16 protein-coding genes are annotated in these 15,615 nt (G+C 40.9%); 11 read left to right on the top strand and 5 right to left on the bottom strand.

Annotation, left to right across the window (positions count from 1 at the left end; translation table 11 throughout):
* Positions 1-50: 50 nt before the first annotated feature.
* Both ACEO2X_RS01295 and ACEO2X_RS01290 read right to left on the bottom strand, forming a co-directional pair.
* On the bottom strand, positions 51-959 hold the full coding sequence (locus ACEO2X_RS01295) for an alpha/beta fold hydrolase (protein ID WP_096900864.1): 909 nt from the start codon (positions 957-959) through the stop codon (positions 51-53).
* Between the two features lie 125 nt (positions 960-1,084).
* Positions 1,085-1,636: a PadR family transcriptional regulator gene (locus ACEO2X_RS01290; RefSeq protein ID WP_004973333.1), complete on the bottom strand. Its 552-nt coding sequence runs from the start codon at positions 1,634-1,636 to the stop codon at positions 1,085-1,087.
* Between the two features lie 134 nt (positions 1,637-1,770).
* Between ACEO2X_RS01290 and ACEO2X_RS01285 the strand changes: the two genes are divergently transcribed.
* The 3 genes from ACEO2X_RS01285 to ACEO2X_RS01275 all read left to right on the top strand — a co-directional run bounded on the left by ACEO2X_RS01285 (position 1,771) and on the right by ACEO2X_RS01275 (position 5,545).
* The gene (locus ACEO2X_RS01285) at positions 1,771-3,795 is read left to right on the top strand and encodes an NADPH-dependent 2,4-dienoyl-CoA reductase (RefSeq protein ID WP_004973335.1); all 2,025 of its coding nucleotides are present in this window, start codon (positions 1,771-1,773) and stop codon (positions 3,793-3,795) included.
* A gap of 139 nt (positions 3,796-3,934) precedes the next feature.
* The gene (locus ACEO2X_RS01280) at positions 3,935-4,348 is read left to right on the top strand and encodes a nuclear transport factor 2 family protein (protein ID WP_180095627.1); all 414 of its coding nucleotides are present in this window, start codon (positions 3,935-3,937) and stop codon (positions 4,346-4,348) included.
* Positions 4,349-4,438: 90 nt separating this feature from the next.
* On the top strand, positions 4,439-5,545 hold the full coding sequence (locus tag ACEO2X_RS01275) for a YheT family hydrolase (protein WP_180095624.1): 1,107 nt from the start codon (positions 4,439-4,441) through the stop codon (positions 5,543-5,545).
* A gap of 197 nt (positions 5,546-5,742) precedes the next feature.
* On the opposite strand, the gene ACEO2X_RS01270 is transcribed toward ACEO2X_RS01275, so the two are convergent.
* Entirely contained in the window at positions 5,743-6,162 is a 420-nt protein-coding gene (locus ACEO2X_RS01270) for a hypothetical protein (protein ID WP_004973341.1), read from the bottom strand.
* 226 nt (positions 6,163-6,388) lie between these two features.
* On the opposite strand from ACEO2X_RS01270, the gene ACEO2X_RS01265 reads away from it, so the two are divergent.
* From ACEO2X_RS01265 to ACEO2X_RS01235, 7 genes are all read left to right on the top strand, one after another.
* On the top strand, positions 6,389-8,029 hold the full coding sequence (locus tag ACEO2X_RS01265; protein ID WP_004973343.1) for a CTP synthase: 1,641 nt from the start codon (positions 6,389-6,391) through the stop codon (positions 8,027-8,029).
* 31 nt (positions 8,030-8,060) lie between these two features.
* Positions 8,061-8,918, top strand: coding sequence for a 3-deoxy-8-phosphooctulonate synthase (gene kdsA, locus ACEO2X_RS01260; RefSeq protein WP_004973345.1), 858 nt, complete (start codon positions 8,061-8,063; stop codon positions 8,916-8,918).
* 73 nt (positions 8,919-8,991) lie between these two features.
* On the top strand, positions 8,992-10,281 hold the full coding sequence (gene eno, locus ACEO2X_RS01255; RefSeq protein WP_004973347.1) for a phosphopyruvate hydratase: 1,290 nt from the start codon (positions 8,992-8,994) through the stop codon (positions 10,279-10,281).
* A 13-nt stretch (positions 10,282-10,294) separates the two neighbouring features.
* Entirely contained in the window at positions 10,295-10,699 is a 405-nt protein-coding gene (locus ACEO2X_RS01250; RefSeq protein WP_004973349.1) for a septum formation initiator family protein, read from the top strand.
* A complete protein-coding gene (gene ispD / locus ACEO2X_RS01245) occupies positions 10,656-11,387 on the top strand; it encodes a 2-C-methyl-D-erythritol 4-phosphate cytidylyltransferase (protein ID WP_131260888.1) in 732 nt (243 codons plus the stop codon). The genes ACEO2X_RS01250 and ispD overlap by 44 nt, the downstream gene beginning before the upstream one ends.
* A 128-nt stretch (positions 11,388-11,515) precedes the next feature.
* Positions 11,516-12,652: a rod shape-determining protein RodA gene (rodA, locus tag ACEO2X_RS01240; RefSeq protein ID WP_371970963.1), complete on the top strand. Its 1,137-nt coding sequence runs from the start codon at positions 11,516-11,518 to the stop codon at positions 12,650-12,652.
* 189 nt (positions 12,653-12,841) lie between these two features.
* Complete coding sequence (locus tag ACEO2X_RS01235) at positions 12,842-13,750, top strand: AEC family transporter (protein ID WP_371970962.1); 909 nt, start codon at positions 12,842-12,844, stop codon at positions 13,748-13,750.
* A 28-nt stretch (positions 13,751-13,778) separates the two neighbouring features.
* Here the strand turns inward: ACEO2X_RS01235 and ACEO2X_RS01230 are convergent, their stop codons facing one another.
* Entirely contained in the window at positions 13,779-14,429 is a 651-nt protein-coding gene (locus ACEO2X_RS01230) for a hypothetical protein (RefSeq protein WP_004973366.1), read from the bottom strand.
* Between the two features lie 98 nt (positions 14,430-14,527).
* Here ACEO2X_RS01230 and ispF point away from each other — a divergent pair, with 98 nt between their 5' ends.
* Positions 14,528-15,016 (top strand): 2-C-methyl-D-erythritol 2,4-cyclodiphosphate synthase, encoded by a 489-nt coding sequence (gene ispF, locus ACEO2X_RS01225; RefSeq protein ID WP_004973369.1) that lies wholly within the window; start codon positions 14,528-14,530, stop codon positions 15,014-15,016.
* Between the two features lie 34 nt (positions 15,017-15,050).
* Here ispF and ACEO2X_RS01220 read toward each other — a convergent pair whose 3' ends face one another.
* The gene (locus ACEO2X_RS01220; protein ID WP_131260883.1) at positions 15,051-15,572 is read right to left on the bottom strand and encodes a protein tyrosine phosphatase family protein; all 522 of its coding nucleotides are present in this window, start codon (positions 15,570-15,572) and stop codon (positions 15,051-15,053) included.
* Between the last annotated feature and the right edge of the window lie 43 nt (positions 15,573-15,615).

Genomic DNA, 15,615 nt, shown 5'->3' with positions numbered 1-15,615 from the left:
ATGATGCTACGGTGGAAAATATTGCAAACCACATTTTCCACCGTTTTACTTTAGCTGTTTAGTTTTAAAAATTGGCTAATTTCCTGATTAAATTTCAACGGTTCGGTCAGTAAAGGGGTATGCCCAGATTGGTGAAATATGACTTGTTTCGCATTCGGCATAGCTTCTACCACTTGACGTTGTCCTTCTGCCGCATACAAGGTCGATTGTGCGCCTGTAAAAAAGACTGTCGGACAACCCAGTTGAGTTAAAGCCTCACGATAATCTTCCTGATGGTGTAAATAATTGTCGATATACCAGCGTAAATAATCTAAACGCTGTGTAGGTAAAATATAGCGTTGTAAAACAGGACGTTTGACGGCCAGTTTAAATAAAAACGGACTGATTTTATTGCTGGCTTGTAATTCTATAAATTCTAGCCAAAGTTCGACTAAGTTTTTACGCTGCAACACATCCATTTGTTGAATATCAGTATATTGCGCGTGATCATGTAAAAACTCGGACAGATGAATCAATAACTGTTTAAATTGTTGATGTTGATTGCCAAATAAGCCATAAGGCCAGTTTTCATCTACCCCAATTTTTGGTGCTTGGTCAATTTGTAAATAACTGCTTAAATGCGCAGCCAATTGTCCATATTGCATGCCATGCATGGCAGTGGTTGCCCCCATGGAATAGCCAATCAGTTTAAATTGTTGCAGGTTCTGTTGTTGAAGCAGACTGTTTAAATCTTGCCAATGGCTCGAAATAGCATCCAGTTCTGGAACGGCACACAGGTTTGAACCCCCAAAACCACGCCAGTCTGGAATAATAAAACGATACTGCTTTTTATGTTGATACAGAAATGGCAACCATTGCCAACTGTGCATGCCTAAACCTGAAAGCACAACCACAGGCTCACCTTGACCAAATTCACGTACAAATAGAGCTTCGCCATCGGGCATGCGGTAAAAAGGCATCAGCATTTCCTTGCATGGTTGTGATTAAAAATGCGTTATTCTTTATAGCATAGCCTGATCATTTCTGTATGGTGAGCAACCCTGATTTCACATTGATGTGGTTGCTATTACTTAAAAATATACTTTTAAGATGAGGCTTCGGCATCAAACTTTTTCAGTTCAGGAATCACATTTTCTAGCCATTCAATCCAGCCAATTTCCTGATCTATCCCTAGCTGCAAAATCATTTTATGAATATACAGGGTACGGTTGTTCGCAGGTGCTTGGCTAAAGTCTTTGGCAAAAATCTGTTGATAGGTGTGCAACTTGGCTTTGTGAAGCAGCAAATGTCGTTCTAGTTCGGGTAAGACGCTGTTGCCGCCAAGTTGGGCTTCGGCACGTAAACGTACCATAAGTTCTTCGCGTAATTGTGCAGGCGGGCTTTGCTCGACCATCCAGTTTGCCAGTTCATGCCGCCCCAAAGCTTCTACCTGATAGGTTTTGCTACGACTGCTAGAATCTTCATCTTCTAAGGTTGAAATCCAACCTTTTTTCAGCATGGTATTTAGTTCGCGATAAATTTGTTGATGGGTCGCATTCCAGAAAAACCCCATAGAGCGGTCAAAACGGCGTGCCAATTCAATACCGTTACTGGGTTTTTCAATTAAACTGGTCAATAAAACGTGAGCGAGCGACATAAACAGAGCAACTTTATTTTTTTCAGCTTTAATTATGCAACATGTTGCATAAAAATTAAATCTAGAATATAAAAGTATGCAACAAGTTGCATTAAGCATAAAACAGCCAGCATTTTTGCCAGCAGGGAGATTCTATGTCTGACTATCCACATTTACTTGCGCCTTTAGATTTAGGCTTTACCACTTTAAAAAATCGGGTCTTAATGGGTTCAATGCACGTTGGACTAGAAGAAGCACCGGGTGGATACGAACGTATGGCGGCTTTTTATGCAGAGCGTGCCAAAGGTGGCGTTGGGCTGATTGTAACAGGTGGTATTTCACCGAATGATGCAGGCTTAACCTTTGCGGGCGGCAATAAACTTGATACTCGTCAAGAAGCAGAAAAACATAAAGTGGTGACTCAGGCTGTGCATGATGCAGGCGGCAAAATTGCTTTACAGATTTTACATACGGGACGTTATTCCTATCAGCCCGATATTGTCGCACCGTCAGCAATTCAGGCACCGATTAACCCAAGTAAACCACATGCACTAACATCGGCAGAAGTACAGCAAACCATTGCCGACTTTGTGAATTGTGCCAAATTGGCACAATACGCAGGCTATGATGGTGTCGAAATCATGGGTTCGGAAGGCTATTTAATTAATGAGTTTATTGTTGCGCGTACCAACCATCGTGATGATGAATGGGGCGGCAGTTATGAAAACCGTATTCGTTTCCCAATTGAAATTGTTAAACGTACCCGTGCAGAAGTGGGTGAAAACTTTATTATTATTTACCGCTTGTCGATGTTGGATTTAGTCGAAGGCGGTTCGAGTTTTGAAGAAGTGGTGCAATTGGCACAAGCGATTGAAAAAGCAGGTGCAACCATTATCAATACAGGGATTGGCTGGCATGAAGCACGTATCCCAACCATTGCTACCAAAGTCCCTCGCGCAGCTTTTACATGGGTGACAGAGAAATTAAAAGGTTTGGTTAAAGTGCCACTGATCACTTCAAACCGTATTAACACCCCTGAAATGGCTGAGCATGTTTTGGCTGCAGGACATGCCGATATGGTATCGATGGCACGTCCAATGTTGGCAGATGCTTTCTTTGTGCAAAAAGCAGAGCAAGGTCGCAGTGATGAAATCAACACATGTATTGGTTGTAACCAAGCTTGTTTAGACCATATTTTCTCAATGAAGATTGCTTCATGTTTGGTCAATCCACGTGCTTGCCATGAAACAGAACTCATTTTTAAAGAAGCAACACAGACTAAAAAAATTGCGGTGATTGGTGCAGGGCCTGCAGGTTTGAGCTTTGCAACCTATGCTGCAGAACGTGGGCATCAGGTGACGATTTTTGAAGCATCGAATCAAATTGGTGGGCAGTTTAATATTGCTAAAACCATTCCTGGTAAAGAAGAGTTTTACGAAACTTTGCGCTATTTCAAACGCCAAATTGAGCTGCAACCGAATATTAAATTGGTATTGAATCATACGGCTAGTTTTGAACAATTGCTCAATGCTGACTTCGATGATGTGGTTGTGGCAACAGGTGTAACCCCGCGTCAATTGGATATCGCAGGTATTAATCACCCTAAAGTGCTGAGCTATATTGAGGTATTAAAAGAGCGTAAGCCTGTAGGTCAACGTGTTGCGATTATTGGCGCTGGTGGTATTGGTTTTGATACTGCAGAATATTTAAGCCATGAAGGTGAAAGTGGTAGTCTAAATCCTGAAAAATTCTACGATGAATGGGGAATTGATACCAATTATGCGCATGTCGGTGGTTTAAAAGCAGCAAAAGTTGAAGAATCGCCACGTGAAATTTATTTATTGCAACGTAAAGCATCATCCGTGGGTGCTGGCTTGGGTAAAACAACAGGCTGGATTCATCGTACAGGTTTAAAAAACCGTGACGTTAAAATGATTGCAGGGGCAAGTTATGACCTGATTGATGATCAAGGCTTGCACATCACCGTCAATGGTCAAAGTACAGTGCTCGAAGTTGATCATGTGGTGATTTGTGCAGGGCAAGAGTCTTACACCGCCATGTATGAGCAATTACAGGCAGCAGGCAAAAATGTGCATTTAATTGGTGGGGCGAAAGAAGCAGGCGAGTTAGATGCCAAACGTGCAATTCGTCAGGGTGCTGAATTGGCAGCGAAAATTTAATGTAATTCCTTCTCCCTCTCCTTTGGGAGGGGGCTGGGGAGAGAGTTAATAATCGCTTCTGCCCAGTGCAGCAGTGCTTCAGTCTCACTCAGGGACTCTGCATAGAAATGAAATATCAAAACAAAAAAAGGAACTTAACATGACTTTGGAAACAACAAAATTAGCGGTACAGCGTTGGCATACAATGCTGCAAAACCGTGATATGTCTATTTTGAGTGAATTGCTGGCAGATGATGTGGTGTTTCGTTCACCTGTGGCGTATCAACCTTATGCAGGCAAACAAGTGGTGTTTTTTATTTTGACCAATGTAATTCAGGTCTTTGAAAACTTTACTTATCACCGTGAGTTTTATACTGAAGATGGTTGCAATGTTGTACTTGAATTTTCCGCCAATGTGGGAGATAAAAAACTTAAAGGAATTGATATGATTCAATTCAATGCACAAGGACAAATTGTGGACTTTGAAGTGATGATTCGCCCGAAAAGTGGTTTGGAGGCATTGGCTGTGCAAATGGGACAACGTATGGCTGCCTTTATGCCAACCGAAAAATAAAATAAAGCATGTGTATGGCAATGAAGTTGTTTTATAGAAATCGGTTTCGGGTTGGCATGCTTGAAAGTGCATGTATTGCTTGGGAGTAAAATGATGTCTACATTACAAAAAATAGCGCAAATTACACAAGCGGTTTTAGATCAGGTCACAGGCGCAGATTTACCAACGCTGTATTATCATCCGCATGGAGAAATCCGTCGGGTATTGGATTATTTACCACAGCTCAAAGAAAAATACCGTCCAACGCCGTGGCTGTCCAATACACATGCGCATCTTTTATATTTTGACTTAATTAAAAAGAAAACCATTCGTCAGCAGTATGATCGGGTTGATCAACTCACTATGCAAGATGGCGGTATCACCGCAGTTGCTTGGGTGGGTTATGACTTACCTGCAGATACTCCCACAATTGTTTTAATGCATACCATTACAGGTTCTTTGGAAAGTATGCGTGAGTTGGTGCGCGATTTACATCAACAGACACAGTGGCGTATTGCCTTATGTTTACGTCGTGGGCATGGCAATTTACCTATGCCTGTACCACAAATGAATCTGTTTGGTTCGACGCATGATTTGCGTGAACAAATAGTGTTTATTCAGCAACAATTTCCACAATCTGAATTATATGCTGTTGGTTCTTCCGCAGGGACAGGATTATTGGTGCGCTATTTGGGCGAAGAAGGCGAGCAAACCCCAATTAAAGCCGCGTTTGCACTGTGCCCAGGATATAACACTGAACTAGGCTTTCAGCATGTGCATCCTTTTTACAGTAAAGTGATGACCAAAAAATTATTCCAGTTTTTTATTCAGCCCCATCAGGACATTTGGCAAAACGTAAAATCTTTATCGCAAGTGTTAAGTGCGACTACATTGGCAGAGTTTGAAAAGGCGTATTTTGAATTGGCGGGTTTTGAAGATTATGACAGCTACACACAAGCCATTAACCCAATTTATGTGTTTGAGAATGTCAAAATTCCGCTTATGGTTTTAAATGCAGAAGATGACCCAGTGTGCCACATCAAAAACTTTGATCCTTATAAAGAAACCATACGGAAAATGCCAAATATTATGGTAGTGACGACCCGTAAAGGCAGTCATTGTGGTTTTTATGAAGGTGTCGGTTTTACTAAATCTTGGGCATCGCGTTTAATTTCTAATTATTTTAAAGTGCAATCGCAGTTGCTGCAGGCAAGTTAAAGTGAAGCGCACAAACCTATATAGAAATAGGTAGCTGTATTGCAAATGTATTCACGAGTTATCTCAGCGAAGACTCATCCAAATGAATAAAAAACCCAGTACACAATGACTGGGTTTTTTAACGTCAATTCAAATCTAAGATAAGAACTTACACCTTAAAACTGACTTTAACTTAAAGCTTAGTTTTAAGTGAGCACTTAGTTCTCAAGTGCTGGGGTTGCAGCAGCAATCGCAGCGGCAACAGCATCATCTTCAGATTGAGCACCTGTGTTATTGCTTGGACGTGCTTGAGTTGGTTTATCTTCTGCTACAGGAGCTGCCGCTTTCGGCGCAGGCGCAGGTGCAGCAGCAGGTTGTGCAGGTGTTTCGCGACGGATTTCAGTTGTGGTGTTCGCTGTTTCAGTGCGCTCCACTTCTACCTGTGCAGGCGCTTCTGGTTCAGCATCTTGAATGTTTTCAACAGGTTCTAGTGGTTCAAATTGAGCAGTTTCAGTAGTTTGTTCAGTTTGAACCTCTACTTGTTCTTGCTCATCTTGCTTTGGCTGTTCTTTTTTTACACATGCAGTTAATAACAACGCCGTTGCAATTGCACCACAAATTAAAAGTTTCTTATTCATAATTGCACAAAATAAAAGATCGGATAGACGGACGTATTATAGCAATAAAATGACAGATGAAAATCCTCTCAAGAAGTTCTAATTTTTTATAGGAAATGCTGATAGAATAACCAATTGTTTATTGTTCTATGAATTGATGCGGAATGACTTTGCTTTATTGGTGCAGAGTAAAGTAAAATTGCGCAACATTGCAGGCCGATTTAGGCTCGATTGTACGAGAAACCCAATGACCCATTTTATTTTCGTGACTGGTGGTGTAGTTTCATCACTAGGTAAAGGTATTTCAGCTGCTTCAGTTGCTGCACTTTTAGAAGCCCGTGGTTTAAAAGTAACCATGGTCAAAATGGATCCATACATTAATGTCGATCCAGGGACAATGAGTCCTTTCCAACATGGTGAAGTTTTTGTCACAGAGGATGGTGCCGAAACTGACTTAGATTTGGGTTATTACGAACGTTTCTTGCGTCGTGCGAAAATGACCAAGTTAAATAACTTTACATCTGGTCGCGTGTATCAAGACGTTCTAAACAAAGAGCGCCGTGGTGATTACTTGGGCGGTACTGTTCAGGTGATTCCACACATTACCGATAATATTAAAGAACGTGTACTTCGCGCTGGCGAAGGCTACGATGTCGCAATCGTAGAAATTGGCGGTACAGTAGGCGACATTGAATCTCTCCCATTCATGGAATCTGTACGTCAATTGATGGTGGAATTAGGGCATAAGCGTACTATGCTCATGCACTTAACTTTATTGCCATATATCAAATCTGCGGCAGAGTTAAAAACCAAGCCAACTCAACACTCAGTTAAAGAATTGTTATCTATCGGTATTCAGCCAGATATTCTCATCTGCCGTACTGAACATGATGTTGATGCTGACACTACCCGTAAAATTGCGTTATTTACCAACGTAGAAGCACGTGCGGTTGTGGTATGTAAAGATGCCAAAACCATCTACCAAATTCCACGTACATTCTATGAACAAGACGTTGATGATTTAATTTGTGAGCGTTTTGGCTTCAATGATCTTCCAGAAGCAGATTTATCTGATTGGGATAACGTAGTTGATGCATTATTGAACCCTGAATACAGCGTTCGTGTGGCGATGGTGGGTAAATATGTTGAACTGCCAGATGCCTATAAATCTGTAAACGAAGCATTATTGCATGCGGGTATTCAAAACCGCGTCAAAGTTGAAATTGACTATGTCAATGCAGAAGACCTTGAAAGCCAAGACGTTAATACTGTACTTAAAGATGCCGATGCAATTTTAGTTCCGGGCGGCTTTGGTGAGCGCGGTACCGAAGGTAAAATGCAAGCCATCAAATATGCACGTGAAAACGGTGTCCCATTCTTGGGAATCTGTTTGGGTATGCAATTGGCTGTGATTGAATATGCACGTAATGTGGCAGGTATTGCCGATGCAAGTTCAACAGAGTTTAACCGTTCGACTAAGTCGCCACTTATTGGTTTGATTACTGAATGGTTAGATGAGCGCGGCGAAGTTCAACAGCGTTCTGTCGATTCTGACTTGGGCGGCACTATGCGTTTAGGTGCACAAAAATCTGAATTGGTTGAAGGTACCAAAACTCGTGAAGTGTATGGTTCTGCAGAAATTGTAGAGCGCCATCGCCATCGCTATGAAATGAATAACCGTTATATTCCTGTGCTTGAAGAAGCAGGTCTTAAAATTTCGGGTTATTCACCAATTCAGCACTTGGTTGAAACTGTTGAAATTCCGCAACATCCTTGGTTTATTGCGGTACAATTCCACCCAGAATTTACCAGCTCGCCACGTGATGGACATCCATTGTTTGCTGGCTTTATCGGTGCGGCAAAACAACAGCATCAAAAAACCAAATAAGATGGCTTTAGGGATAAACTAGGAAGTTGAAATGTCACAATTAAAACCACAAGAAATTGTACGTTTGGGTGATATACAAATGGCGAATCATTTGCCATTTGTATTGTTTGGCGGCATGAATGTACTTGAGTCTAAAGACCTTGCATTTGAAATTGCTGAAACTTATGTGGATATTTGCACACGCTTAAATATCCCGTATGTATTCAAAGCCAGTTTTGACAAAGCCAACCGTTCTAGCCTGAACTCATTTCGTGGTCCCGGTTTAGAAAAAGGCATTGAATGGCTGGCTGACATTAAAAAGCATTTTAATGTGCCAATTATTACCGATGTGCATGAGCCGTATCAGGCTGCGCCTGTGGCAGAAGTGGCAGATATTATTCAGCTTCCTGCGTTTTTAAGTCGCCAAACCGATTTGGTTGAAGCGATGGCAAAAACTCAAGCCATTATCAACATCAAAAAAGCACAATTCCTTGCGCCGCACGAAATGCGTCATATTTTGCATAAGTGTTTAGAAGCAGGGAATGACAAATTGATTCTTTGTGAGCGTGGTTCAGCATTTGGTTACAACAACTTGGTTGTCGATATGCTGGGCTTTGACATCATGAAAGAAATGAATGTACCTGTGTTCTTTGATGTAACCCATGCTTTGCAAACTCCGGGTGGTCGTGCAGATTCGGCAGGTGGTCGTCGTGCACAAATTACCACCTTGGCACGTGCAGGTATGGCAACTGGCTTGGCAGGTTTATTCCTAGAAGCACATCCTGAACCAGAGCAGGCAAAGTGTGATGGCCCATGTGCATTGCGTCTATCACAACTTGAGCCGTTCTTGGCACAGCTTAAAGAATTGGATACCTTGGTAAAAGGTTTCCAAAAGCTAGATACACACTAAATTAGATCCATATTAAATTATAGACTCATTGATGCCTAAAGCATCACGTTATTAATCAACTGAGGAATTGTTCATGAGCCAAATCGTTGACATTCGTGCACGTGAAATTTTGGACTCTCGTGGTAACCCAACCATCGAAGCAGACGTAATCTTAGCATCTGGCGTAGTTGGCCGTGCATGTGCACCATCAGGTGCTTCAACTGGTTCTCGTGAAGCTCTAGAACTTCGTGATGGCGATAAAGCACGTTACTTGGGTAAAGGCGTTAAAACTGCGGTAAATAACGTCAATACTTTAATTCGTGATGCTTTACTTGGTAAGTCTGTGTTTGAACAAAAAGACATCGACAACACCATGATTGCGCTTGATGGTACTGAAAACAAAGAAAAATTAGGTGCTAACGCAACTTTAGCCGTGTCTTTGGCTGCTGCGCGCGCTGCTGCTGATGAAAAGAAAATTCCTCTTTTCCAATACATCGCAGACCTTCGTAACAACAGCATTTTAACCATGCCTGTACCAATGATGAACATCTTAAATGGTGGTTCACACGCAGACAACAACGTTGATATTCAAGAGTTCATGATTGAGCCAGTGGGCTTTACTTCATTCTCTGAAGCATTACGTGCTGGTGCAGAAATTTTCCACTCATTAAAATCTGTATTGAATCAAAAAGGTTTAAACACAGCAGTGGGTGATGAAGGTGGTTTTGCGCCAAACTTACGTTCTAACGAAGAAGCAATCACAGTTATTCTTGAAGCTATTGAGAAGACTGGCTACAAAGCGGGTTCTGACATCATGTTGGCGCTTGACTGTGCATCTTCAGAATTCTACAAAAATGGTCAGTACATTCTTGCAGGTGAAGGCAACAAAGCATTCACAAGCAACCAATTCTCTGACTATTTAGCTGGTCTTGTAAATCAATATCCAATTATCTCAATTGAAGATGGTTTAGATGAGTCTGATTGGGAAGGTTGGTCTTACCTCACTTCGATCTTAGGTGACAAGATTCAATTGGTCGGTGATGACTTGTTCGTTACTAACCCGAAAATCTTACAACGCGGTATCGATGAAAAAGTAGGTAACTCAATCCTGATCAAGTACAACCAAATTGGTACTTTGACTGAAACGCTTGATGCAATTTACCTTGCGAAAGCCAATGGTTACACAACTGTTATTTCACACCGTTCAGGTGAAACTGAAGATTCTACAATTGCGGATCTTGCAGTAGGTACAGCAGCAGGTCAAATCAAGACTGGTTCACTGTGCCGTTCTGACCGTGTAGCAAAATATAACCAATTACTTCGTATTGAAGAATTGACGAATGCTGCATATCGCGGTAAAGCTGAGTTCAAAGGTTTGAACTAAGCGAAATCAGTAGATGTCATTATTAAATGTATTTGACTCCAAAGCGAGTAAAGCATTGTTGGGCCTTGCGATCTTTTTGATCGCAGGGTTTCAATATTTACACTGGTTTGGTGAAGGTGGTTATCGTGACCATGCTGCACTGACAGAAAAAATCCAACAACAAATAGAATTAAATACAGAGCTGAAGGAGCGCAATCGTGTACTTGCAGCAGAAGTTTATGATTTAAAAAATGGGGTAGAAGCCATTGAAGAGCATGCCCGTTTAGATTTAGGCTTAATTAAGCCACATGAAACCTTTGTGCAAATGAGCACCATCAGCACACAATATAAACCAATTTATATTCAACCGAATTCCACAGTAGATTTACGCACCAATGAATCACAACAACTTGCAGCAGCAACCGCCCCGACACCCTAAACTTTGGTCGGTTATTCCCGCAGCGGGTTCTGGTAGTCGTTTTTCTAGAACTGAACTTAAACAATATCAGTATATTCAAGATCAAACAGTCTTAGCGCACAGCATCGCACGTTTAAATCACTTGCCTTTAGCGGGTTATGTTTTGGCGATTGGTCAAGCAGATGATGTAGCGCAAAACCTAAACTTGGCACAAAAAGAAAAAGCACATTTTTGCGTAGGTGGTGCAGAGCGAGTGGATTCAGTCTTAAATGCACTGCATTATTTATCTGAAATCGCCCATGCAGATGACTGGGTTTTGGTGCATGATGCAGCGCGTCCTTGTGTGACAGCTGCTTGCCTTGAACAGTTGTATCAGACTGCACTGGCAACAGATCAAAGTGCAATTTTGGCTATTCCAGTGCGTGATACTTTAAAAAAGGTAAGCCAAGGCACAAAAATTGAAACCACGGTAAGCCGTGATCAACTCTGGCAAGCGCAAACTCCGCAAATTGCAAAACTTGATGTGCTTAAAACAGCCATTGAATCTGCATTAAAACAGCAATTGACGATTACCGATGAGGCCAGTGCTTTAGAAGCAGCAGGGCAAATTGTAAATGTAGTGCAAGGTCGTTCAGATAATATTAAAATTACCTATCCTGATGATTTAGAGTTGGCGCGTTTAATTTTAGCCTCACAACAACGTGGATGATAAAAATCTAGTGTGATAAACATTGAGTTAAACTCGAATCTTTAACGATTAAGCTTTAATGATTCACTCTGTGCCGCTTTACTTCTATAATTGTTCATCCTGTCTATTTTAAATTATTTTCGAGTCGCATGAACCCATCGCAGCAGTATCGTTTTTTACGTCACTCATTACGTGATGGTAGAAGCATTAAAAATGATTCCTCACGCTGGACTAAATTACATTTAGATCCATGGTTGCTGTGTTTTCTGATTTTAAATGCGATTCTAGGTTTAATGGTGGTATATAGTGCCACCGCGCAAGATATGGGGATGGTGCTGCGTCAAGCGACCAGTTTTGGTATTGGCTTTATCGCCATGATTATTTTGGCGCAAATTCCACCTAAGGTATATCAAGCTGCCAGTCCATATTTTTATATCTTTGCAGTGATCATGCTAGCTTTGGTTCTGGTCATTGGTGAAACCCGTATGGGGGCAAAACGCTGGATCAGCTTGCCGGGTATTGGCAGTATGCAACCCAGTGAATTTATGAAATTTGCCATGCCATTGATGATGGCGTGGTATTTTTCGCGTCGTGCTTTCCCGCCTAAATTGATCCATATCATTGTCGCTTTAGTGATTATGATGATTCCTTTTGTCTTGGTGGCATTGCAACCCGATTTAAACATTGGTTTGATTATTCCCGGTGTCTTTGCGCTATTTTTAAGTGGCATGTCATGGCGATTAATCTTAGGGGCAATCACCGCATTGGCTGTTGCAGCACCGTTGCTTTGGATGTTCTTTTTGCAGGAATACCAAAAGAAAAGGGTACTCACCTTATTTGACCCAGAGTCGGACGCCTTGGGGGCAGGCTGGAATATTATTCAATCCAAAATTGCCATTGGGTCAGGCGGCTTTACAGGTAAAGGTTATTTAGGGGGAACGCAATCGCATTTGGGTTATCTGCCTGAACATCATACTGACTTTATTATGTCGACTTATGCCGAAGAGTTTGGCTTTATTGGCGTATTTTTACTGTTCAGTTTGTTTGCTGCCATTATTTTACGTTGTTTGATGATTGGGATGAATTGTTTCCATAATTTCGGGCGTTTGTATGCAGGCACAGTCGGTCTTACTTTCTTTTTCTTTGTGTTTTTAAACTCTGGGATGGTGAGTGGTATTTTACCTGTAACCGGTGACCCATTACCGCTCATGAGTTATGGTGGAACGGCAGTCATTTCCATGCTGGCGAGTATGGGGATTGTGATGTCTATCCATACCCATCGCTAATGCTGAATCTATCTGGAAGATGATGTAAGTGTAAGTTGCTATCATCATCTTTATCATGTCTGCGATTTTAAAATAGCCTAAGCAAATAGGATAAACACAAAACAATCTCTATAATATCCAATAAATTTACTTTACTTATTAAGGAATAATTCAAAAACAACAACGTAGCAGTAACACACAGAGCACCCCATGACCCATTTAATTTTTATTGCACTTTTCCCTTTGATTGCCTTAATTGCAATGGGTTATCTCCTTAAGCAATCACGTATGCTGGATGAGCCATTTTGGAAGGGTGCAGAAAAGTTAAATTACTATATTTTATTTCCTAGCATGCTGTTTTTAAACCTCGCCACAGCAAATATTGAAGCGAAATCAATCACACAGATTTTGTTGGTCGTGGGGCTTGTTGTGGCTTTAGTAAGTTGTTTGTTATATGCATTGCGCGGCTATTTTAAAACCCCCGCAGTCCGTTTTGGGGTGTATATGCAAAGCATGGTACGTTTCAATACTTATATTGGTTTGGCTTTGGTCGCAGCATTGTTTCAGGTGCAGGGCATGGCGCTGTTCGCGATTATTTTGGTGTTCTGCATCCCATTGGTGAATGTGTTATCAGTGTTGGCTTTAAGCGATACTAAGGCTTTACAGGCGAAGCAAATCCTGTGGTTATTGATGAAAAATCCATTAATTTTGGGTTGTATTCTTGGTGGTCTATTTAATTTAGCAGGTCTGACCTTGTGGGAAGGTGCAGAGCATTTTATTCGTCAAATGGCCCTTTGCAGTTTGCCTTTGGGATTAATGTGTGTGGGAGCAGCATTGCAATTTAATGGCTTGCAACGCGATGTGTTTGCATTGGCATTAAACGTATTTGGGCGTTTGTTATTTATGCCAGCTTTGGCATGGCTAATTTGTCAGACCTTAAATGTTCCAGTGTTGGAGTCGCAAATTTTAGTCTTGTTTTTTGCTTTACCTACTGCATCGGCAGCTTATGTACTTACACAAGTTTTAGGGGGAGATAGTCGTTTAATGGCTTCAATTATTAGCTTGCAAACCGTATTCGCCGCATTAACTTTGCCAATTGTGTTGTGGTTGCTCATTTAATCTGTCTAATACAATCTATTGTTCAGCATTAATCGTATAAACGATAGATGCCCGCAAAGCGTTCACAACCTTTTTGTTTGGTTTGAATTTTTAAGATTGCTTTAGAATAATTAAACTCATAACTGCAATCGTGCTCATTGTCGATGATTTTGTTTTTTTGATCAGGTGTTGTATAAGCTAAAAAGGCAATACTTTGGCTTTCAAGGCGGTTATTTGGATTGCGATAAGCAATACCTTCAATTTTAATGCTGTTTTTATTGAGTTGATGAATTTGTAAATGTACGGGTTGTGCAGCAAATTGACCATTTTCATATTTTAAATAATGTTGAGTCATGCTTTGATTCATTGAAGTGAAAAAATTCAGTTGATCAATTCTAAAATCAAATTGCTGAGTATAACAATTTAAGCTTTTGCATTGCTGTAAGCGTTGGATCCACAATTGCTGAGTATCTTCTAACAAGCGAATAGGCGCATCACTCATCAAATAAGCTGTTAAATGTTGATCACTTAATTTTTCACGCAATTCTGAGAAATTTTCTGTGCACACCTGCGCCAACTTTTTATTGGGTGTAGATCTACAATCAATCCCTTGTGCATAAGAGAAAGATGAATATAAACAGCCAAATAACAGCAGTGTACTTAAGTTTTTGATAAGATGAATCTCAGATTTCAACAGCATGATCGCTTATACTTTCACTATGTTGCGCTAGGTCTAATATAGCGAAATCGAAAGTATGAATACAAGATTTCAATGATTTATTTCTACAGGAGTTGAACATGGTTGCACAGATTCGTATTGGACAAGGATTAGATGTTCATGCCTTTGAAGCGGGAGATTTTGTGACGCTTGCAGGTGTTCAAATTCCTCATACACAAGGTTTAAAAGCACACTCAGATGGTGATGTAGTGCTGCATGCACTATGCGATGCATTATTAGGTGCTTTGGCGCTGGGGGATATTGGGCAGCATTTTCCAGATACCGATCCAAATTATAAAGGTGCAGATAGTCGGGTATTGCTTAAACAGGTTTATCAACTCATTTTAGACCGTGGCTATAAACTGAATAACGCCGATATTACTGTGGCGTGCGAACGTCCTAAACTTGCACCGCATACGCTAGAAATGCGCCAAAGTGTCGCTGATGTATTGGATGTAGAGGTCACACAAATCAGTATCAAAGCGACAACCACTGAAAAATTAGGTTTTACTGGGCGTCAGGAAGGTATTTTAGCAACAGCGATTGTATTGATTTCTCATACAAAATAATCGCGTTAGAATTTTATCTATACAATCTGCTGAATTAAGAAAGTTCAGCAGATTCTAAAGCTTGTTGTAAATCTTGCGTGGCTTTACGACCTTGTAATTGCAAAGAAACGGCGTGAATTAAGCCTGTCCAAGTTTCATTGGGTTTCCAGATATCATGTAAAAAGTCTTGAGCCGTTGCAATATCCACATCCATAAAATATTGACGATGCAAATACATTAAACTACTGACGTGGTTGTTATTGCTGCAATGTACCCACACCATTTGGCTTTCTAATAAATGATTGACCAAATCGAGCAATAATAAACATTGATCAGAGGATGGTGTTTCCCATGAAATTGGCAGTTGAATATAGTTTAGTCCAACATCCAGACAAATTTTGTCTTCATGGGGAAGGGCGTGTTCCGCATCACTTTCAGCCAAATTAATGACAGTGCCAATACCATATTCTTTAATTTGTTTTAATTCTTCAGCCGTAGGCTGACCTGAAGAAAACAAACGCTCATGAATGAACTGGAAATTTTTAATTTGGCTAAGTTGGGTTTCAATGTCATTCATGCGCGCAGAATTTCCTATGCTACAAATAGAAACGCCATCATGA

This window comes from Acinetobacter sp. AL9, assembly GCF_041464035.1.
Classification (GTDB): Bacteria; Pseudomonadota; Gammaproteobacteria; order Pseudomonadales; family Moraxellaceae; genus Acinetobacter; species Acinetobacter towneri.
The sequence above is the reverse complement of the archived record's forward strand: the minus strand, read 5'-3'. Positions and strand labels throughout refer to the sequence as shown.

What these genes read in the sequence shown, in the direction of transcription:
- ACEO2X_RS01295 (WP_096900864.1), bottom strand. Translation starts at nt 959, where the DNA reads ATGCCTTTTTACCGCATGCCCGATGGCGAAGCTCTATTTGTACGTGAA.
- ACEO2X_RS01290 (WP_004973333.1), bottom strand. Translation starts at nt 1,636, where the DNA reads ATGTCGCTCGCTCACGTTTTATTGACCAGTTTAATTGAAAAACCCAGT.
- ACEO2X_RS01285 (WP_004973335.1), top strand. Translation starts at nt 1,771, where the DNA reads ATGTCTGACTATCCACATTTACTTGCGCCTTTAGATTTAGGCTTTACC.
- ACEO2X_RS01280 (WP_180095627.1), top strand. Translation starts at nt 3,935, where the DNA reads ATGACTTTGGAAACAACAAAATTAGCGGTACAGCGTTGGCATACAATG.
- ACEO2X_RS01275 (WP_180095624.1), top strand. Translation starts at nt 4,439, where the DNA reads ATGATGTCTACATTACAAAAAATAGCGCAAATTACACAAGCGGTTTTA.
- ACEO2X_RS01270 (WP_004973341.1), bottom strand. Translation starts at nt 6,162, where the DNA reads ATGAATAAGAAACTTTTAATTTGTGGTGCAATTGCAACGGCGTTGTTA.
- ACEO2X_RS01265 (WP_004973343.1), top strand. Translation starts at nt 6,389, where the DNA reads ATGACCCATTTTATTTTCGTGACTGGTGGTGTAGTTTCATCACTAGGT.
- kdsA (WP_004973345.1), top strand. Translation starts at nt 8,061, where the DNA reads ATGTCACAATTAAAACCACAAGAAATTGTACGTTTGGGTGATATACAA.
- eno (WP_004973347.1), top strand. Translation starts at nt 8,992, where the DNA reads ATGAGCCAAATCGTTGACATTCGTGCACGTGAAATTTTGGACTCTCGT.
- ACEO2X_RS01250 (WP_004973349.1), top strand. Translation starts at nt 10,295, where the DNA reads ATGTCATTATTAAATGTATTTGACTCCAAAGCGAGTAAAGCATTGTTG.
- ispD (WP_131260888.1), top strand. Translation starts at nt 10,656, where the DNA reads ATGAATCACAACAACTTGCAGCAGCAACCGCCCCGACACCCTAAACTT.
- rodA (WP_371970963.1), top strand. Translation starts at nt 11,516, where the DNA reads ATGAACCCATCGCAGCAGTATCGTTTTTTACGTCACTCATTACGTGAT.
- ACEO2X_RS01235 (WP_371970962.1), top strand. Translation starts at nt 12,842, where the DNA reads ATGACCCATTTAATTTTTATTGCACTTTTCCCTTTGATTGCCTTAATT.
- ACEO2X_RS01230 (WP_004973366.1), bottom strand. Translation starts at nt 14,429, where the DNA reads ATGCTGTTGAAATCTGAGATTCATCTTATCAAAAACTTAAGTACACTG.
- ispF (WP_004973369.1), top strand. Translation starts at nt 14,528, where the DNA reads ATGGTTGCACAGATTCGTATTGGACAAGGATTAGATGTTCATGCCTTT.
- ACEO2X_RS01220 (WP_131260883.1), bottom strand. Translation starts at nt 15,572, where the DNA reads ATGAATGACATTGAAACCCAACTTAGCCAAATTAAAAATTTCCAGTTC.